At 59.2% G+C, this 15,382-nt stretch carries 15 protein-coding genes; 4 read left to right on the top strand and 11 right to left on the bottom strand.

Annotated elements, in window-relative coordinates; genetic code table 11:
* Positions 1–126 precede the first annotated feature (126 nt).
* Positions 127–279 carry a type I toxin-antitoxin system toxin HokA gene (hokA, locus tag ACLH1I_RS23630; RefSeq protein ID WP_004205012.1) on the top strand — a complete coding sequence of 51 codons (153 nt, stop codon included), beginning with the start codon at positions 127–129 and terminating at the stop codon, positions 277–279.
* A gap of 301 nt (positions 280–580) precedes the next feature.
* Entirely contained in the window at positions 581–2,200 is a 1,620-nt protein-coding gene (locus ACLH1I_RS23625; RefSeq protein WP_151629210.1) for an ATP-binding cassette domain-containing protein, read from the top strand.
* Between the two features lie 97 nt (positions 2,201–2,297).
* Here ACLH1I_RS23625 and cspA read toward each other — a convergent pair whose 3' ends face one another.
* The 3 genes from cspA to ACLH1I_RS23610 all read right to left on the bottom strand — a co-directional run bounded on the left by cspA (position 2,298) and on the right by ACLH1I_RS23610 (position 4,652).
* The gene (cspA, locus tag ACLH1I_RS23620; RefSeq protein ID WP_000014594.1) at positions 2,298–2,510 is read right to left on the bottom strand and encodes an RNA chaperone/antiterminator CspA; all 213 of its coding nucleotides are present in this window, start codon (positions 2,508–2,510) and stop codon (positions 2,298–2,300) included.
* Between the two features lie 251 nt (positions 2,511–2,761).
* Positions 2,762–3,052 (bottom strand): HTH-type transcriptional regulator, encoded by a 291-nt coding sequence (locus tag ACLH1I_RS23615; RefSeq protein ID WP_064183530.1) that lies wholly within the window; start codon positions 3,050–3,052, stop codon positions 2,762–2,764.
* Between the two features lie 244 nt (positions 3,053–3,296).
* Complete coding sequence (locus ACLH1I_RS23610; RefSeq protein ID WP_017900021.1) at positions 3,297–4,652, bottom strand: MFS transporter; 1,356 nt, start codon at positions 4,650–4,652, stop codon at positions 3,297–3,299.
* A 440-nt stretch (positions 4,653–5,092) separates the two neighbouring features.
* Here ACLH1I_RS23610 and ACLH1I_RS23605 point away from each other — a divergent pair, with 440 nt between their 5' ends.
* Entirely contained in the window at positions 5,093–5,803 is a 711-nt protein-coding gene (locus ACLH1I_RS23605; RefSeq protein ID WP_002921929.1) for a DUF3053 domain-containing protein, read from the top strand.
* A 108-nt stretch (positions 5,804–5,911) separates the two neighbouring features.
* Here the strand turns inward: ACLH1I_RS23605 and ghrB are convergent, their stop codons facing one another.
* From ghrB to ACLH1I_RS23575, 6 genes are all read right to left on the bottom strand, one after another.
* Complete coding sequence (gene ghrB / locus ACLH1I_RS23600; protein ID WP_017900020.1) at positions 5,912–6,883, bottom strand: glyoxylate/hydroxypyruvate reductase GhrB; 972 nt, start codon at positions 6,881–6,883, stop codon at positions 5,912–5,914.
* A 24-nt stretch (positions 6,884–6,907) separates the two neighbouring features.
* A complete protein-coding gene (locus ACLH1I_RS23595) occupies positions 6,908–8,188 on the bottom strand; it encodes an MFS transporter (protein WP_004205006.1) in 1,281 nt (426 codons plus the stop codon).
* A gap of 104 nt (positions 8,189–8,292) precedes the next feature.
* The gene (locus ACLH1I_RS23590; protein WP_004205005.1) at positions 8,293–9,228 is read right to left on the bottom strand and encodes a sugar kinase; all 936 of its coding nucleotides are present in this window, start codon (positions 9,226–9,228) and stop codon (positions 8,293–8,295) included.
* Between the two features lie 3 nt (positions 9,229–9,231).
* The gene (locus ACLH1I_RS23585) at positions 9,232–9,981 is read right to left on the bottom strand and encodes a sugar phosphate isomerase/epimerase family protein (RefSeq protein ID WP_151629212.1); all 750 of its coding nucleotides are present in this window, start codon (positions 9,979–9,981) and stop codon (positions 9,232–9,234) included.
* A 111-nt stretch (positions 9,982–10,092) separates the two neighbouring features.
* Positions 10,093–11,109, bottom strand: a complete 1,017-nt coding sequence (locus ACLH1I_RS23580) for a LacI family DNA-binding transcriptional regulator (RefSeq protein ID WP_004205002.1) — start codon at positions 11,107–11,109, stop codon at positions 10,093–10,095.
* Positions 11,110–11,212: 103 nt separating this feature from the next.
* Positions 11,213–11,875 (bottom strand): OmpA family lipoprotein, encoded by a 663-nt coding sequence (locus tag ACLH1I_RS23575; protein ID WP_002921917.1) that lies wholly within the window; start codon positions 11,873–11,875, stop codon positions 11,213–11,215.
* Positions 11,876–12,041: 166 nt separating this feature from the next.
* Between ACLH1I_RS23575 and ACLH1I_RS23570 the strand changes: the two genes are divergently transcribed.
* On the top strand, positions 12,042–14,372 hold the full coding sequence (locus ACLH1I_RS23570; protein ID WP_151629216.1) for a molybdopterin guanine dinucleotide-containing S/N-oxide reductase: 2,331 nt from the start codon (positions 12,042–12,044) through the stop codon (positions 14,370–14,372).
* Here ACLH1I_RS23570 and ACLH1I_RS23565 read toward each other — a convergent pair.
* On the bottom strand, positions 14,341–14,781 hold the full coding sequence (locus tag ACLH1I_RS23565; RefSeq protein WP_004205000.1) for an N-acetyltransferase: 441 nt from the start codon (positions 14,779–14,781) through the stop codon (positions 14,341–14,343). The genes ACLH1I_RS23570 and ACLH1I_RS23565 overlap by 32 nt on opposite strands.
* Positions 14,759–15,340 (bottom strand): DNA-3-methyladenine glycosylase I, encoded by a 582-nt coding sequence (gene tag, locus ACLH1I_RS23560; protein ID WP_004204998.1) that lies wholly within the window; start codon positions 15,338–15,340, stop codon positions 14,759–14,761. Before tag ends, ACLH1I_RS23565 begins: the two co-directional genes overlap by 23 nt.
* Positions 15,341–15,382 lie beyond the last annotated feature (42 nt).

Below are 15,382 nucleotides of genomic sequence, written 5' to 3'. Positions count from 1 at the left end.
GCAGTTGCTCGGTAATACCCAAAATAGCCGACACCGATATGCTGCATCAACATCTGGCAATCCCTCCTTTAGTGTTCTGAGGCAATTGCAATATCTGTGTGAACTTACACACACGGGAGGCGAGGAATGCCGCAAAAGTATCTGTTGTTTGGCTTAGTAGTGATTTGCTTCACTATTTTATTATTGACCTGGATGGTTCGTGATTCGCTATGTGAATTACAGATCAGGCAGGGAAATATTGAGCTGGTGGCATTCTTAGCCTGTGATATTAAACAGTAAGAGCATCTGGTGGGGATCTATCCCCACCACGCTTGCGGTGTCAGGTATTCTCAATGCACCCTTTCATTGTTCACCAAATAAATCCTTTGCCTCATGATATCAGGAGGCCTTTTTATTTTTACACGGCCGTTGAATTAAACGGGCTTGAAATTCATAGCGGAGTGTGGCTATCCTATGCCCCGACGAATCCCTCGTCTCACTGGAGCGCGCCCCACAAATGAACAAACACGACTGATGAATTTCACGCCTTACCTCGCAGATGTTGCGGGTAGGGGAGTATTGATTTCATTCAGGAGTGCTTATGGCTCATTGCGCCCACATCCCCGCTTTTGTTTTACATCAGGTCACCTGTCAGTTTGCGACGGGACAGACCCTGTTTGGTCCGCTAAATTTATCGCTGGAACCGTCTCTTTGCGGTCTGGTCGGCCGGAACGGCGTCGGTAAGACGCGCCTGCTGCGCCTGCTGGCGGGCCTTGATTCTCCTGCCGGCGGCCATATTGAGCGCGCCGCCGCCGTGGCCTGGGTAGCGCAGCAGCCGACGCTTACGCCGGCGACCACCCTCGCCGCGCTGCTCGGCTATGCGCCGGTATTTGACGCCTTGTTCCGCCTTGAACAGGGTAATGGACTGGCCGACGATTTCGAGCTATTGGATGGCCACTGGGATCTCACCGATCGCCTGAGTTTAGCTTTCCGTGAAGCCGATCTCCCGCCGTTCTCTGCCGATCGCCCCGCTTTTTCACTCAGCGGCGGCGAGCGGATGAAGGCTCTGCTGTGCGGCGCCTTTGTCTCCGGCGCCGATTATCTGCTGCTGGATGAGCCTACCAACCATCTGGACCGCCAGGGGCGGGAGTGGCTCTATCACCAGCTGGAAAGCTGGCAGGGCGGGGCGCTGATCGCCAGCCACGACCGCGAGCTGCTGACGCGGATGCCGAGGATTATTGAGCTGACGCCGACGGCGCTGCGCAGCTACGGCGGCAACTATGATGAATATCAGCGGCAGCGTGAGGCGGAGCAGCAGGCCGCGCGCGCGGCGCTGGAGCATGCCGTGACCGAACGACGGCGCACCCGCGCGCGAATGCAAAAGGAGCATGACGCCGCCCAGCGGCGCTCGGCGCAGACGCTGCGTACCGTTGATACCCTGAATATCGCCTCTTTTGAACGTGTGAAGTACAAAGGCGCGGCAAAAGAGCGTCCGGGAACGCTGCGCCGTCAGCATCGTGAACAGAACAGCAGTCTGAATGGCGCCGTGCAGCAGGCGCGAGAGCGGGTGGAAGAGGATACGCCGGTGATGTTCACCCTGCCGGGCAGCGAAGTGGCCGCCGGCAAGCAGGTGCTGGTGGTGGAGTCATTACAGCTCGACCATGCACCGGCTGCGCCGCTGGACTGGCGCGTGGATGGTCCGATGCGCATCGCGCTAAAGGGGCCGAACGGCTGTGGCAAAACCACTTTGCTGAAAACGCTGCTGGGGCTGGAGCAGGCCGCCTCAGGCGATGTCCGGCTGTCGGTGAGCGCCGCTTACCTCGATCAACATCTGACGCAGCTGGATCTGTCGTTATCGGTCATGGCGCACCTGAGCCTGGAAGATACCCCGCTGGATGAGGGCCTCCTGCGCACCCGCCTGGCGCAGCTGCAGCTGGGCGCGGATAAGGTCACTCTGCCGCTGTCGGCGCTCAGCGGCGGCGAACGCCTGAAAGCGGCCCTGGCCTGCGTACTCTGGCGACGCGAGCCTGCCCAGCTGCTTTTGTTGGATGAGCCGACCAACCATCTCGATTTAGCATCGACGCAGGCTATTGAAAGCGCGCTGGCGGCGTTTCCCGGCGCGATGCTGGTGGTGTCGCATGATGAGGCGTTTTTACAAGGTCTGAGGCTGACCCATAGTCTGGCATGGGAGGAAACGGGCTGGCGCTATACCCGGCTCTGAATGCCCAACAGCCGCCATCGTATGCTGGCGGCTGTTGGCGACAGATAAAAAAATCCCCGCCATCAGGCAGGGATTCTTGATTCTTAGCGGCTTGAACTTACAGAGAAGTTACGTTGCCAGCTGCCGGGCCTTTAGCGCCGCTTTCGATGGTGAAGGAGACTTTCTGACCTTCATCCAGGGATTTGTAGCCATCGTTCTGGATAGCAGAGAAGTGTACGAACACGTCTTTAGAGCCATCGTCAGGAGTGATGAAGCCGAAGCCTTTGTCAGCGTTGAACCATTTTACGATACCAGTCATTTTACCGGACATAGTGAATTACCTTTAAAAAAATAAGTGAGCCTTGCGGCGTAGCGGTCTGGACTACAGATTTAAAGCGATAAAGGGAAAGTTCACTACGGGGGTATCTTTGGATAACCTTAGAAGGACTGCTCTATTCGACTGCTCTGTGGTCTGTACATCAAACCTGCGAGCATTAACGCACGTTCAGCACCTGATAGCAAACTTTTTTTACGGTGCAGCGGTAAAAGCTCCCTTGCTGGCCCTTACCGCTGCGCGCGGGATTAATCGAGTAACTGCCTTGAAAGCTGCGGGTTGGCCTGAATCAGGCGCATTAATTTTAGCTCAGTGGGGGACGGTCTTACCCGTCTCGATTCCCACTCTCTTACCATAGCGACGCTCACGCCCATGGCGTTGGCGAAGTCGTCAATCTTAAGTCCAGTGCCTTTACGCAGCTGTTCAAATTCACTAAACACAGTGGACTTACGGTTTGAGGTAAGTGTCTGATTATCTTCCTTAAAAACGATGTGTTCCAGGCTGCTCAGCAGTTCAAACACGGGATCTTTATATTCCATTGAGAACTCCTTTTATCACACAGCGGAAGAGATTTTTCTAAAGCTCTTTAAGAATAGTCAGAAAAAAGCATCAAGGATGGTAACGCCCGTGATTATTTGCCAGCAGGTTATCGAATCAGCCCCAATAGCCGAACGGCAGCGGTGCCTAAGAGCATGATTACTAATACGATGGAGTGGCTTCGAAAATTTTTGTAAACGGATAAGAAAAAAGCGGCAAAGCCGGCGCGGGACGCCGGCTTGTCGATCAGGCTTTCTGCAGACCTCTCGCGTCCTCTGTCGCCGCCGGCGCTGATTTACTGACCCGATATTTAATCAGCAGCGCGATGGCTGACAGGAATGCCGGGATAGCCAGCAGGGTGAAAATGGTCTCAAACGAGAGCTGGGCTTGCATCAGGAAGGCGCCGCTGAACGCGCCAAGGATCCCGCCGAAGCGGCCAATGCCCAGCATCCAGGCCACGCCGGTGGCGCGCCCTTGCGTCGGGTAGAAGCCTGCCGCCAGCGCCGGCATCGACGACTGCGCGCCGTTCATAATACTGCCGGCGATGAACACCATCACCCCCATCAGCGCCAGGCTGCTGGTAGAGAAGCCCACCAGACAGACGAAAACGCCGGTCAGCAGCCAGCCGACGGCCACCACCTTATTGGGATTGATCTTGTCCATCAGAGCACCGAGGATCAGCACGCCAATTCCGCCGCCGAGCGGGAACAGGGCGGTGATAATAGAGGCCTGACTCATCGATGCGCCGGTCTCGCGGATTAGCAGCGGCAGCCAGCTGGTCAGGAGATAGAAAATCAGCAGGCCCATAAAGTAGGTCAGGCACAGCATCACGGTGCCCACCGCGTAGCGTGGGGAGAAAATGACGCCTATGGCCGACTTCTCTTTCACCTGGCCTGCTTCGTGCAGCTCAAATTCCACCGTCTCCGGCAGCGGCGCGATACGCCGCAGGATGGCGGCAATGCGCTGCGCCGGCTGACGCTTCACCACCAGATAGCGGGCGGACTCCGGCAGCAGGAAAATTAATGCTACCGCCAGCAGGAGAGGCATCACGCCGCCCAGTACCAGCACGCTCTGCCAACCATAGTGCGGGATCATCCAGGCGGATAAAAAGCCGCCCAGCGACGAGCCCATCGGAAAGCCGACAAACATCAGGTTCACCAGCAGCGCCCGACGGCGCTCCGGCGCATATTCGCTCATTAGCGTCGCGGCATTGGGCATCGCCGCGCCGAGGCCCAGGCCGGTCAGGAAGCGCAGCAGCGTCAGCTGGTTAAGGCTGGTGGCAAAGGCGGTGAGCAGGCTGAATCCTCCGAACACCACGATCGACATAATCAGCACTTTCTTGCGGCCGATACGGTCAGCCAGTGGTCCCGCGGTTAACGCGCCGACCGCCAGGCCAACCAGCGCGGCGCTCATCACCGGGCCGAGGGCTGATTTTTCCACGCCCCATTCCTGGACCAGGTCGGAGGCGATGAATCCGATGATCGCGGTGTCGAACCCGTCCATCGCGACGGTGATGAAGCAGAGCGCGAGGATCATCCACTGGTAGCGGGTGAAGGGGTGCTCGTTGATAAAGGCCTGAATGTCGATGGTTGTCTTAGTCATACGGCTTTCCTGGCAGACTGAGCGAGGGACAGAGGTTTGTTATTATCGTCGCCTTCGCGTCGTTGAGATTGATTTGTGCGATAATCGAACGCATCGCCGTTAATCGCTCATTCATCAAATCATTGAAGCGCTGACCAGGCAATCCGGGTGGGCGCCAAAGCGTGCGATTATCGTCCGCTTCAGGGCGCGGCGTTGGGTAGTGGATTATAAATTTCAAAAATATCAATTAGTTAATTGATATTCATCGGTCTAATTTGAAGCGCATATTTGTGATGCGCATAACAGACGCGCCAGGCGACGGCAGCGGCGTGCGGAATGGCGTTTTTCCTGCGTAAGATTAGCAGTAAAGGGTATCCTGCGAGGCCGAGCTGGACTATCCTTGTCAGCGTCTGGCACGTGTGTGTCTTTGTGCGCTTTTTTTGGCTGAAAGGAGTAAAAAAATGGCGACAGGAAAGTCCTGCTCTCGCTGGTTTGCGGCTATGGCGGCCTTATTAATGGTGGTTAGCCTGAGTGGGTGTTTTGATAAAGAAGGCGATCAGCGCAAAGCGTTTATCGACTTCCTGCAGAATACGGCGATGCGTAGCGGTGAACGACTGCCGACGCTGACCGCCGATCAGAAAAAACAGTTTGGGCCGTTTGTCTCTGACTACGCGGTGATCTACGGCTACTCGCAGCAGGTGAGCCAGGCGATGGACGCTGGTCTGCGCCCGGTAGTGGACAGCGTCAATGCGATCCGCGTTCCGCAGGACTATATGACCCAGCGCGAGCCGCTGCGTCAGGCGAACGGCGCGCTGGGCGTGCTCAGCCAGCAGCTGCAGAATGCCAAAATGCAGGCCGATGCCGCGCATGGCGCGCTGAAGCAGGCGGACGATCTCAAGCCGGTCTTCGATCAGGTTTACGCCAAGGTGGTGACGGCGCCAGCCGACGCGCTGCAGCCGCTGATCCCGGCCGCGCAGATCTTTACCCAGCAGCTGGTTCAGGTGGGGGATTTTGTCGCCCAGCAGGGAACCCAGGTGAGCTTTGTGGCCAACGGCATTCAATTCCCGACTTCCCAGCAGGCTAGTCAGTACAATGCGCTGATTGGGCCGCTGGCGGCGCAGCATCAGGCGTTTAATCAGGCATGGACGGCGGCGGTGAACGCGACCCGCTAATGCCCTGTCTGGCTGACGTGAGCTGCGGCGAACGGGCTGGATAACGGACAGAATGCAAAAAGAACCCGGGGAGGGCGATTGCCGCCGCTACCCGGGTTTTTTTATGGCTTATTTTACCTGCGGATTGACGCAGTTTTTTTCGACCTTGCCGTTCAGGGCGTCGATCAGGTTATCCACCGCGCAGGCCGCCATGTTGTAGCGCGTCTCATGGGTGGCGGAGCCGATATGCGGCAGCGCGACGACGTTCGGCAGGCTCAGCAGCGGCGAATCTTTAGCCAGCGGCTCGTGCTCGAAGACATCAAGGCCGGCAGCGTGAATGTCACCCGCCTGCAGGGCGGCGATCAGCGCCTGCTCATCGACCACCGGGCCGCGCCCGGCGTTAATAAAGATGGCGGAAGATTTCATTTTGGCGAACTGCGCCTGGCCGAACAGATGATGGGTCTCTTCGCTCAGGGGCAGGATCAGGCAGACAAAATCGGCTTCCTGCAGCAGGGTATCAAGATCGCAATAGCGTGCGTTGAAACGTTCCTCCGCCTGCGGATGCTGGCGGCGCGCGTTATACAGGATCGGCATGCCGAACCCGAAGTGGGCGCGCTGCGCCAGCGCCATGCCGATGCGGCCCATGCCGACGATACCTAAGGTTTTATGGTGTACGTCGGTACCGAACCAGTCTGGCCCAATGCTCTTCGTCCATTCGCCCGCTTTAACGCGCTCCGCCACTTCCACCACCCGGCGGGCGGTGCTCAGCACCAGCGCCATGATCGTGTCGGCGACGGTCTCGGTCAGCACGGTCGGGGTATGCATCAGCAGCACCCGGCGGGCGTTCAGCGCCTCGACGTCGAAGTTGTCATAACCAACGGATACGGTGGAGGTCGCACGCAGCTTCGGCATCTTCTCCAGCAGCGCGGCGTCAACCTTTTCGCTGGAGCCCAGCAGGCCTTCAGCTTGGGCAAAGGCCTCAGCGTGCTGCGAAACGGTCTCCGGCCGCAGGTTTTTCACCTGAGTGACGGAAAAGTGCTCCTCCAGACGCTGTAGCAGGTCGTCGGGAAGCGTTTTATAGAGAATGACAGACGGCTTCATGCGAATCTCCGTAGTGTGAGTCGTTCAGGCGTGATGAGCGCCAAGTGGAAGGTTTTGATTATTAGCAGGCTTAACAATCAAAGTCAGCCATACTGAGGCGAAAAGCGCCACCCCCATAAAAATATAGGAAGCTGCTGGGCTGCCGGTGGCGCCGTTCAGGTAGCCAACAAACCACGAGCCGCAGAAGGAGCCCAGGGCGCCCATGCTGTTGATCAGCGCCATGGCGCCACCGGCGACGTTGCGTGGCAGCATTTCCGGAATAATGGCGAAGAAGGGGCCGTAAGGCGCATACATTGCCGCACCAGCCACTACCAGCAAGGTGTAAGAGACCCAGAAGTGGTTGGCGCCGACCGCCCAGGAGCCGATGAAGGCCAGTCCGCCAATCAGCAGCAGCGGCCAGACGAACAGCTTACGGTTCTGCATTTTATCGGAGGCCCAGGAGACCACGATCATGGCGATAGTCGCCGCCAGGTATGGGACCGAGGAGAGCCAGCCCACTTCCACCATCCCCATATTTTCGCCGCCGCTGCGGATAATCGACGGCAGCCACAGTACAAAGCCGTACACGCCGATGCTCCAGGCAAAGTACTGGGCGCAGAGCAGGATCACGTTGCGGGAGCGGAAGGCCTCGCCATAGTTACGCACCGCTTTGATGCCCTGCTGCTCACGATCCAATTGTTCCTGCAGCGCGGCTTTTTCACTCTCCGCCAGCCAGGATACCTGCGACGGTTTATCTTTCACCAGCACCCACCAGCAGAAGGCCCAGATCACCGCCGGCACCCCTTCGATGATAAACATTTCCCGCCAGCCGAAGGCCTGAATCAGGTAGCCGGAGACCACCGACATCCACAGGACCGTCACCGGGTTGCCGAGGATCAGGAAGGTATTGGCCCGCGAGCGCTCGGATTTGGTGAACCAGTTGCTGATATAGATCAGCATCGCCGGCATCACCGCCGCTTCGACGACGCCGAGAATAAAGCGAATGGCCGCCAGCGCCGGGATATTATGCACAATCCCGGTCAGGGAGGCGCAGCCGCCCCACAGGATCAGGCAGATAAAGATCAGTTTGCGAACGCTGCGGCGCTCTGCATAAATAGCGCCGGGGATCTGAAAGAAGAAGTAGCCAAGGAAGAACAGCGCCCCCAGCAGGGAAGAGATCCCTTTGGTGATGCCCAGGTCTTCGGTAATGCCTGCCGCGGAGGCGAAGCTGAAGTTGGCGCGGTCGAGGTACGCCAGGCTATACGTGATAAACACGATAGGCATGATGTACCACCAGCGTTTCGTTGCATTTGTTGAGCTATTCATAGGCTTGCCTCTGTCAATGAGGTGACATACGTCCGTCGAAACGGACGCTGCTGTGCCGCGCTGCAGGTAGGGTACAGGACGGCTGTTATTGTTGCGTATAAATGTTATTCGCCCAGCGCGTCGCGGGTGGGCAGCCCCTCGCTGTCGCCCTGGACCTGAATCGCCAGCGAACCGATTTTATTGCCGCGGTTCACCGCCTGAAGCAGGGTTTTGCCTTCCAGCAGGGCGCTAATCACCCCAACGGCAAAGCCGTCGCCGGCGCCGACGGTATCGACGACGTTTTCGACTTTAATGGCATCAACCGTTCCCTGTTCGCCGTTGGCGCTCTTGAACCAGGCGCCGTCGCAGCCGGTTTTAATGACCACCGCCTTGACGCCGCGCGAGAGATAGAAATCGGCTATCCCCTCCGGAGTCTGCTGGCCGGTGAGGATGACGCCTTCTTTTAAGCCTGGCAAAACCCAGTCAGCCTGGAAGGCGAGACGGTTGAGTTTCTCCACCATCTCGGCTTCGCTTTTCCACAGCACCGGACGCAGATTGGGATCGAAAGAGAGGGTTTTGCCCTCGGCTTTCATGACCTTCGCCGCATGCTCCAGCAGCGCATATGAGCTTTCAGAGAGCGCGGCGGCCACGCCGCTCAGGTGCAAATGACGGGCGCTGGTGAAGTAGTCGGCGCGAAAATCGTCAGGCGACAGATGGCTGGCGGCAGAACCTTTGCGGAAATACTCCACAATGGGATCGGTTCCATTTTCGACTTTCGATTTCATCTGGAAACCGGTAGCGAAGCGGTTATCAATGGCGACAGCATGGCTATCGATCCCCTCTTTCGCCAGCGATTGCAGTACGAAGCGGCCAAAGCTATCGTTACCGACGCGGCTGACCCAGCCGACCTTCAGACCCAGGCGCGCCAGGCCGGTGGCGACGTTCAGCTCGGCACCGGCGACACGTTTCATAAAATGCTCCACCTCGGCCAGATCGCCGGTTTCGGTGGCGACAAACATGGCCATAGCTTCGCCGATGGTGATGACATCTAAATTTTCCACGGCTTATTCCTCGCGTAACAGGTTGACGTAGCGGCGGGTCACGGCCGTCAGGTCATGGCCAGTCAGCGGAAACTCGATTCCACGCGGCGCGTCGGCGGGAAGATTATCGAGCAGGGCCAGCCAGCGGTCGGCGGCCTGATCCGGCGGCACAGCGCGGAATTTCTCCTGATGTGGCTCCGCCGCTTTCACATGAATATAGCTGACCGCCGGCGCAAGATGGCGGGCTGCCTCTTCCGGCGAATCGCCGACCCACAGCCAGTTGCCCATATCAAACGTTAAGGTGATCGGCAGCTGATGGACCCGGCAGGCGGCTTTGAAGCGCTGCATCGGCGCCAGCTGGCCGCAGTCGGTCTGATCATTCTCCACCACCAGCGCCATGCCGCTGTCGCTGAGGATATGGCGCAGCTCGTCGAGCTGCTGGTTGTGGCGGAAATGGCCAAGGGAGAGCTTCAGCCACAGGGCGTTAAGGGTCTGCGCTTCCGCGAGCAGCGTCGGGAGATGCGGGTTAAGCTCGCCGTTGTCGGCGAACAGCGCCTGGGGCGCGGAGTAGCAAGCCAGCAGGCCGTGGCGCTCGATGGTGGCCGCCAGCACCGGCAGGGCGTTGAGCTCTTCGGCGCTGAACAGCTCGCGGCGGATTTCGACGCCGTCCGCGCCGGCGTCGGCGATAAACGGCAGGACGGCGGCCTGGCCGCCTAAGGATTTAACATGGTCATTACCATAGGCAGCGGTAACGACAATAATTTTTCTGGCCATCGCGCTCTTACTCCCGGCGTTTGTTGCTTAATCTCCTTATTACGCTAGATGGTATCGGTTCCATAAGAAAGGGCGAGATGTTTAATTTATGATCGGCATCACGAAGGATCGTTAACGGGAGGTTGATCCGCGGACGATAAGCTCGCCGGAAAAGACCCGCTCGCAGATGGGGTCGTTAGTGCCGGCAATGCGCCGAATCACCTGTTCCACCGCCGCGTAGCCGATCTGCCACGTCGGTTGTTTGAGGGTGGTGATGCCGACGCCGGCCAGCTCCGCCCACTCCAGTTCGTCGAAGCCCAGCAGGCCGATATCGCTGCCCCAGATCAGGCCGACGCGCTTCAGGGCGCGGGCCACCTGCAGCGTCAGCGCGCCGTTGGCGGAGATCACCGCTTTGCGCATCCCGCGGTGGCGGGCGTGGAACTGGCGCAGGACGTTGTCCATCATCGCGCCGTCGTTGAGCTGTACTTCGGCGTTTTCGGCCACCACGCCGTGGTGGCGGGCGAGCGTGGCGCGAAAGGCGCTCAGGCGCTCGCGGCGGGTATTGACCGAGCCCAGCGGTTCGCTGAGAAACAGGATGGCCTCAAAGCCTTTCTCCACCAGGTGTTCGGTGGCGGTGGTGGCGGCCTGAGCGTTATCAAGTCCGACCACATCGCAGGCGAAATCGGGGATTTTACGGTCAATCAGCACCATCGGCAGGGCCGACTGCTGCAGGCGGTTCAGGCCATCCTCCCGCATGCCGACCGCGTTGACGACGATGCCTTCCACCTGATAGCTGCGCAGCAGGTCGAGATAGTGCAGCTCCTGGTCAAGCTCGTTATTGGTGTTACACACCAGCAGGGTAAAGCCCTTTTCCCGGCAGGCCGCTTCAATGCCGCTCATGACATTGACCGAATAGGGGTTGGTGATATCGGCGATGATCAGGCCGATGAGGCGGGTGCGGCCGTGCTTGAGGCCGCGGGCCATCAGGCTGGGGCGGTAGTCGAGTTCGGCAATGGCTTTTTCAATACGTGATAACAGATCGTCGGAAAGCAGGTGCTTCTCGCCGTTAAGATACCGTGAAATGCTGGTTTTGCCGGTCTTTGCGGCTTTCGCCACATCGCTAATGGTTGCACGCGCCGCTTTCGCCATGATGGCTTCCTTTGCTGAAAATCTGCCAACACCTTAGCGCGAAAAATAGCGATATCAAGCATTTTGCCCGGCAGAGGCGCGGCCGGGCAACATGAGGATGCGCTTATTGCAGCGGGCTGAGGGTGATTTCCACGCGACGGTTCTGCGCCTTACCTTCCGCCGTGCTGTTGCTGGCGATCGGGTTCGCCGGCCCCATGCCGGTGGTGCGAATGCGGTTGGCCGCCACGCCCTGGGTGATCAGTGCGCTGGCGACGCTGTCAGCACGCTGCTGCGACAGACGCATATTCAGATCCTTACTGCCGGTGCTGTCGGTGTAGCCGACCACGTTAACGGCGGTTTTCTCATACTCTTTCAGCACCATGGCCACGCCGGTCAGGGTGTTGGCGCCGGCCGGTTTCAGGTTGGCGCTGTTGCTGTCGAAAGTGACATTATTCGGCATGTTCAGCACGATATTGTCACCATTTCGCGTCACGCTGACCCCGGTTCCCTGCATTTTGTCGCGCAGCTTCGCTTCCTGCACGTCCATGTAGTAGCCTATGCCGCCGCCCAGCGCCGCGCCTGCCGCTGCGCCAATCAGCGCGCCTTTGCCGCGGTCATGTTTGGAAGAGGAGAGCGCGCCGACGCCAGCGCCCACTAAGGAGCCAATACCTGCGCCAATACCGGATTTACCTGCTTCACGCTCACCGGTATAGGGGTTGGTGGTGCAGCCAGAAATCGCCAGGGTGCCGCTGACCAGCGCCGCAATCATAAGTACGCGTTTTTTCATTTAATGTCCTTAATCCTTTTTATTCTTTGTCACAGCGAACGTGACGGTTGATTATGACGCGCGAATACGTAGAAAATTCCCCAAACACCATCTCATTTTGTAAATAACATTGAACGGCGCCGATCGCACCGTCACCACACCTGCTTTCGCTGACCAGGAGCTGCCCTTGCCAACCTCATCTGCAACCAAAACCATTTTAACCGCCGCCCATTGGGGACCGATGCTGGTGGAAACGGACGGGGAAAACGTCCTCTCCTCCCGCGGCGCGCTGGCGACACCGTTTGCCAACTCGCTGCAAACGGCGGTGCGCGACCAGGTGCACAGTAAAACCCGCGTGCGCTACCCGATGGTGCGCAAAGGTTTCCTTGCCTCTCCGGACAAGCCCCAGGGGGTCCGCGGTCAGGATGAATTTGTGCGGGTGAGCTGGGAGCAGGCGCTGGATCTGATCGATGCCCAGCATCGTCGGATCCGCGAAAGCTACGGACCGGCCTCTATTTTTGCCGGCTCCTACGGCTGGCGTTCTAACGGCGTCCTGCATAAGGCGGCCACCCTGCTGCAGCGCTATATGAGCCTGGCGGGCGGCTACACCGGCCATCTCGGGGATTACTCCACCGGCGCGGCGCAGGCGATCATGCCTTACGTCGTGGGCGGCAATGAGGTATATCAGCAGCAGACCAGCTGGCCGCTGGTGCTGGAATACAGCGAGGTAGTGGTGCTGTGGAGCGCCAACCCGCTGAATACGCTGAAAATTGCCTGGAACGCCTCCGACGAGCAGGGTATCCCGTGGATCGACCGGCTGCGCCAGAGCGGAAAACGCCTGATCTGCATCGATCCGATGCGATCGGAAACTGTCGATTTCTTTGGCGATTCGATGGAGTGGATCGCGCCGCATATGGGCACCGACGTCGCGCTGATGCTGGGTATCGCCCATACGCTGGTGGAGAATGGCTGGCAGGACGACGAGTTTCTTGCCCGCTGCGCCAGCGGCTACGAGATTTTTGCCCGCTATCTGACCGGCGAAAGCGACGGCGTGGCGAAAACCGCCGACTGGGCGGCGGCTATCTGCGGCGTTGCAGCGGATAAGATCCGCGAACTGGCGAAACTTTTCCACGAAAACACCACTATGCTGATGTCTGGCTGGGGCATGCAGCGCCAGCAGTATGGCGAGCAGAAACACTGGATGCTGGTCACCCTGGCTGCGATGCTGGGGCAGATTGGCACCCCGGGGGGCGGGTTTGGTCTTTCCTACCATTTCGCCAACGGCGGCAATCCGACCCGCCGCGCGGCGGTGCTGGGCTCGATGCAGGGGAGCGTGGCCGGAGGCGTGGACGCCGTGGAGAAGATCCCGGTCGCGCGGATTGTCGAGGCGCTGGAGAACCCGGGGGCGGAGTATCAGCACAACGGCATGGCGCGGCGCTTCCCCGATATTCGCTTTATCTGGTGGGCCGGCGGCGCCAACTTTACCCATCATCAGGATACCAACCGCCTGATTCAGGCCTGGCAGAAACCAGAGCTTATCGTCATCTCCGAATGCTTCTGGACCGCCGCCGCGCGTCATGCCGATATCGTCCTGCCGGCGACCACCTCGTTTGAGCGCAACGATCTGACGATGACCGGGGACTACAGCAATCAGCATCTGGTGCCGATGAAGCAGGTGGTCGCCCCGCAGGGTGAAGCGCGCGATGATTTCGCGGTCTTTGCCGACCTCAGCGAACGCTGGGAGGCGGGCGGCCGCGAGCGCTTTACCGAAGGGAAGAGCGATCTGCAGTGGCTGGAGACCTTCTATCAGATGGCCGCCCGGCGCGGCGCCCAGCAGCAGGTGACGCTGCCGCCGTTTGCCGAATTCTGGCAGGCTAACCAGCTGATTGAGATGCCGGAGGAGCCGGAGAATGCCCGTTTCATCCGCTTTGCCGCCTTCCGCGACGATCCCCAGGCCAACCCGCTGAAAACGGCGAGCGGTAAAATTGAGATCCACTCGCCGACCATCGCCGCCTTTGGCTACACCGACTGCCCGCCGCACCCAATGTGGCTGGAGCCCGACGAGTGGCATGGCAACGCCGAGGCGGGGCAGCTGCAGCTGCTGTCGGCCCATCCGGCCCACCGGCTGCACAGTCAACTGAACTACTCCGCGCTGCGCGAACGCTATGCCGTTGCCGGACGCGAACCGTTGACTATTCATCCGCAGGATGCCCGGGCGCGGGGGATTGCCGATGGCGATCTGGTGCGGGTGTGGAACGCCCGCGGTCAGGTGCTGGCCGGCGCGGTGGTGACGGAGGGGATCCGCCCGGGGGTGATATGCCTGCATGAAGGGGCGTGGCCCGACCTGGATCCGGTGGCGGGCATCTGCAAAAACGGGGCGGTGAACGTCTTAACTAAAGATATCCCAACATCCCGCCTGGGCAACGGCTGTGCCGGTAACACCGCCCTGGCGTGGCTGGAGAAATATACCGGCCCGGCGCTGCCGCTTACGGCATTTGATCCGCCGGCCAACGCATAATCCAGGTGGGGTGCTGAGTATCGTCCTGCCATGCGCAATCTTCAATGCGGAAGCCTTGCGCATGGTAGAAACTGACCGCTGATTCGTTTTTCTGATAAACCTCAAGGCTAAGCCAGGCGTAGTGCTGCTTGACTTCATCCAGCAGCGCCCGGCCAATGCCCTGGCGAATAGCGTCCGGCGCGACGAACAGCGCGCCGACGAAACGGGACTCCAGCACGCTGACAAAGCCTTTTAGCTCCCCGTCGCGCTCCCAGACCCAGGTGCTGGCGGCGGGAAGATAGACATCCCGTACCACCGCGACGCTGTCGCGCCAGTAGCTTTCGCTGATAAAGGGATGGGCATGAATCGTACTTTCCAGCCACAGGTCCAGCAGCGGCAGGTTATCTTTAGCGTCCCACTTGCGGATCATCCTGACCTCCAGGGTGACAGAAGCAGCCGGTGACATGGTCGTTGACCAGCCCGCAGGCCTGCATAAAAGAGTAACAGATTGTCGAACCGACAAACTTAAAACCGCGTTTTTTCAACGCTTTAGACAGCGCATCTGAGGCCGGCGTCGTGGTCGGGATCTCCGCCAGCGTCGCCGCGCGGGTGACCTGGGGCGCATTGTCGACGAAGGACCAGACAAAATCAGTGAACGACTCGCCATTTTCCTCCATCGCCAGATACGCCCGGGCGTTGCCGATGATGGCCTGGATTTTTCCCCGATGGCGGATAATCCCGGCATCCTGCAGCAGTCGCTCGACATCTTCATCCCCCATCGCCGCCACCCGCACCGGATCGAACTGGTGAAAAGCCTGGCGATAGTTTTGCCGTTTTTTTAACACCGTGATCCATGATAACCCGGCCTGCTGACCCTCAAGGCAGATCATTTCAAACAGCCGCTGGGATGCTTTTTGCGCGACACCCCATTCGGTATCGTGATACTCGATATATAACGGATCCTGACTCACCCATCCGCAACGCTGCATAGCTATTTCTCCCTCTGCGCTAAAAAAGTGGACGCCCCGGCT

The sequence above is a fragment of the Klebsiella sp. 1SOBk10mer genome (assembly GCF_046602535.1).
Taxonomy (GTDB): domain Bacteria; phylum Pseudomonadota; class Gammaproteobacteria; order Enterobacterales; family Enterobacteriaceae; genus Klebsiella; species Klebsiella quasipneumoniae.
The sequence above is the reverse complement of the archived record's forward strand: the minus strand, read 5'-3'. Positions and strand labels throughout refer to the sequence as shown.

What these genes read in the sequence shown, in the direction of transcription:
- ACLH1I_RS23595 (WP_004205006.1), bottom strand. Translation starts at nt 8,188, where the DNA reads ATGAATAGCTCAACAAATGCAACGAAACGCTGGTGGTACATCATGCCT.
- ACLH1I_RS23605 (WP_002921929.1), top strand. Translation starts at nt 5,093, where the DNA reads ATGGCGACAGGAAAGTCCTGCTCTCGCTGGTTTGCGGCTATGGCGGCC.
- ACLH1I_RS23615 (WP_064183530.1), bottom strand. Translation starts at nt 3,052, where the DNA reads ATGGAATATAAAGATCCCGTGTTTGAACTGCTGAGCAGCCTGGAACAC.
- ACLH1I_RS23585 (WP_151629212.1), bottom strand. Translation starts at nt 9,981, where the DNA reads ATGGCCAGAAAAATTATTGTCGTTACCGCTGCCTATGGTAATGACCAT.
- ACLH1I_RS23565 (WP_004205000.1), bottom strand. Translation starts at nt 14,781, where the DNA reads ATGATCCGCAAGTGGGACGCTAAAGATAACCTGCCGCTGCTGGACCTG.
- cspA (WP_000014594.1), bottom strand. Translation starts at nt 2,510, where the DNA reads ATGTCCGGTAAAATGACTGGTATCGTAAAATGGTTCAACGCTGACAAA.
- ACLH1I_RS23625 (WP_151629210.1), top strand. Translation starts at nt 581, where the DNA reads ATGGCTCATTGCGCCCACATCCCCGCTTTTGTTTTACATCAGGTCACC.
- ghrB (WP_017900020.1), bottom strand. Translation starts at nt 6,883, where the DNA reads ATGAAGCCGTCTGTCATTCTCTATAAAACGCTTCCCGACGACCTGCTA.
- tag (WP_004204998.1), bottom strand. Translation starts at nt 15,340, where the DNA reads ATGCAGCGTTGCGGATGGGTGAGTCAGGATCCGTTATATATCGAGTAT.
- ACLH1I_RS23580 (WP_004205002.1), bottom strand. Translation starts at nt 11,109, where the DNA reads ATGGCGAAAGCGGCGCGTGCAACCATTAGCGATGTGGCGAAAGCCGCA.
- hokA (WP_004205012.1), top strand. Translation starts at nt 127, where the DNA reads ATGCCGCAAAAGTATCTGTTGTTTGGCTTAGTAGTGATTTGCTTCACT.
- ACLH1I_RS23610 (WP_017900021.1), bottom strand. Translation starts at nt 4,652, where the DNA reads ATGACTAAGACAACCATCGACATTCAGGCCTTTATCAACGAGCACCCC.
- ACLH1I_RS23575 (WP_002921917.1), bottom strand. Translation starts at nt 11,875, where the DNA reads ATGAAAAAACGCGTACTTATGATTGCGGCGCTGGTCAGCGGCACCCTG.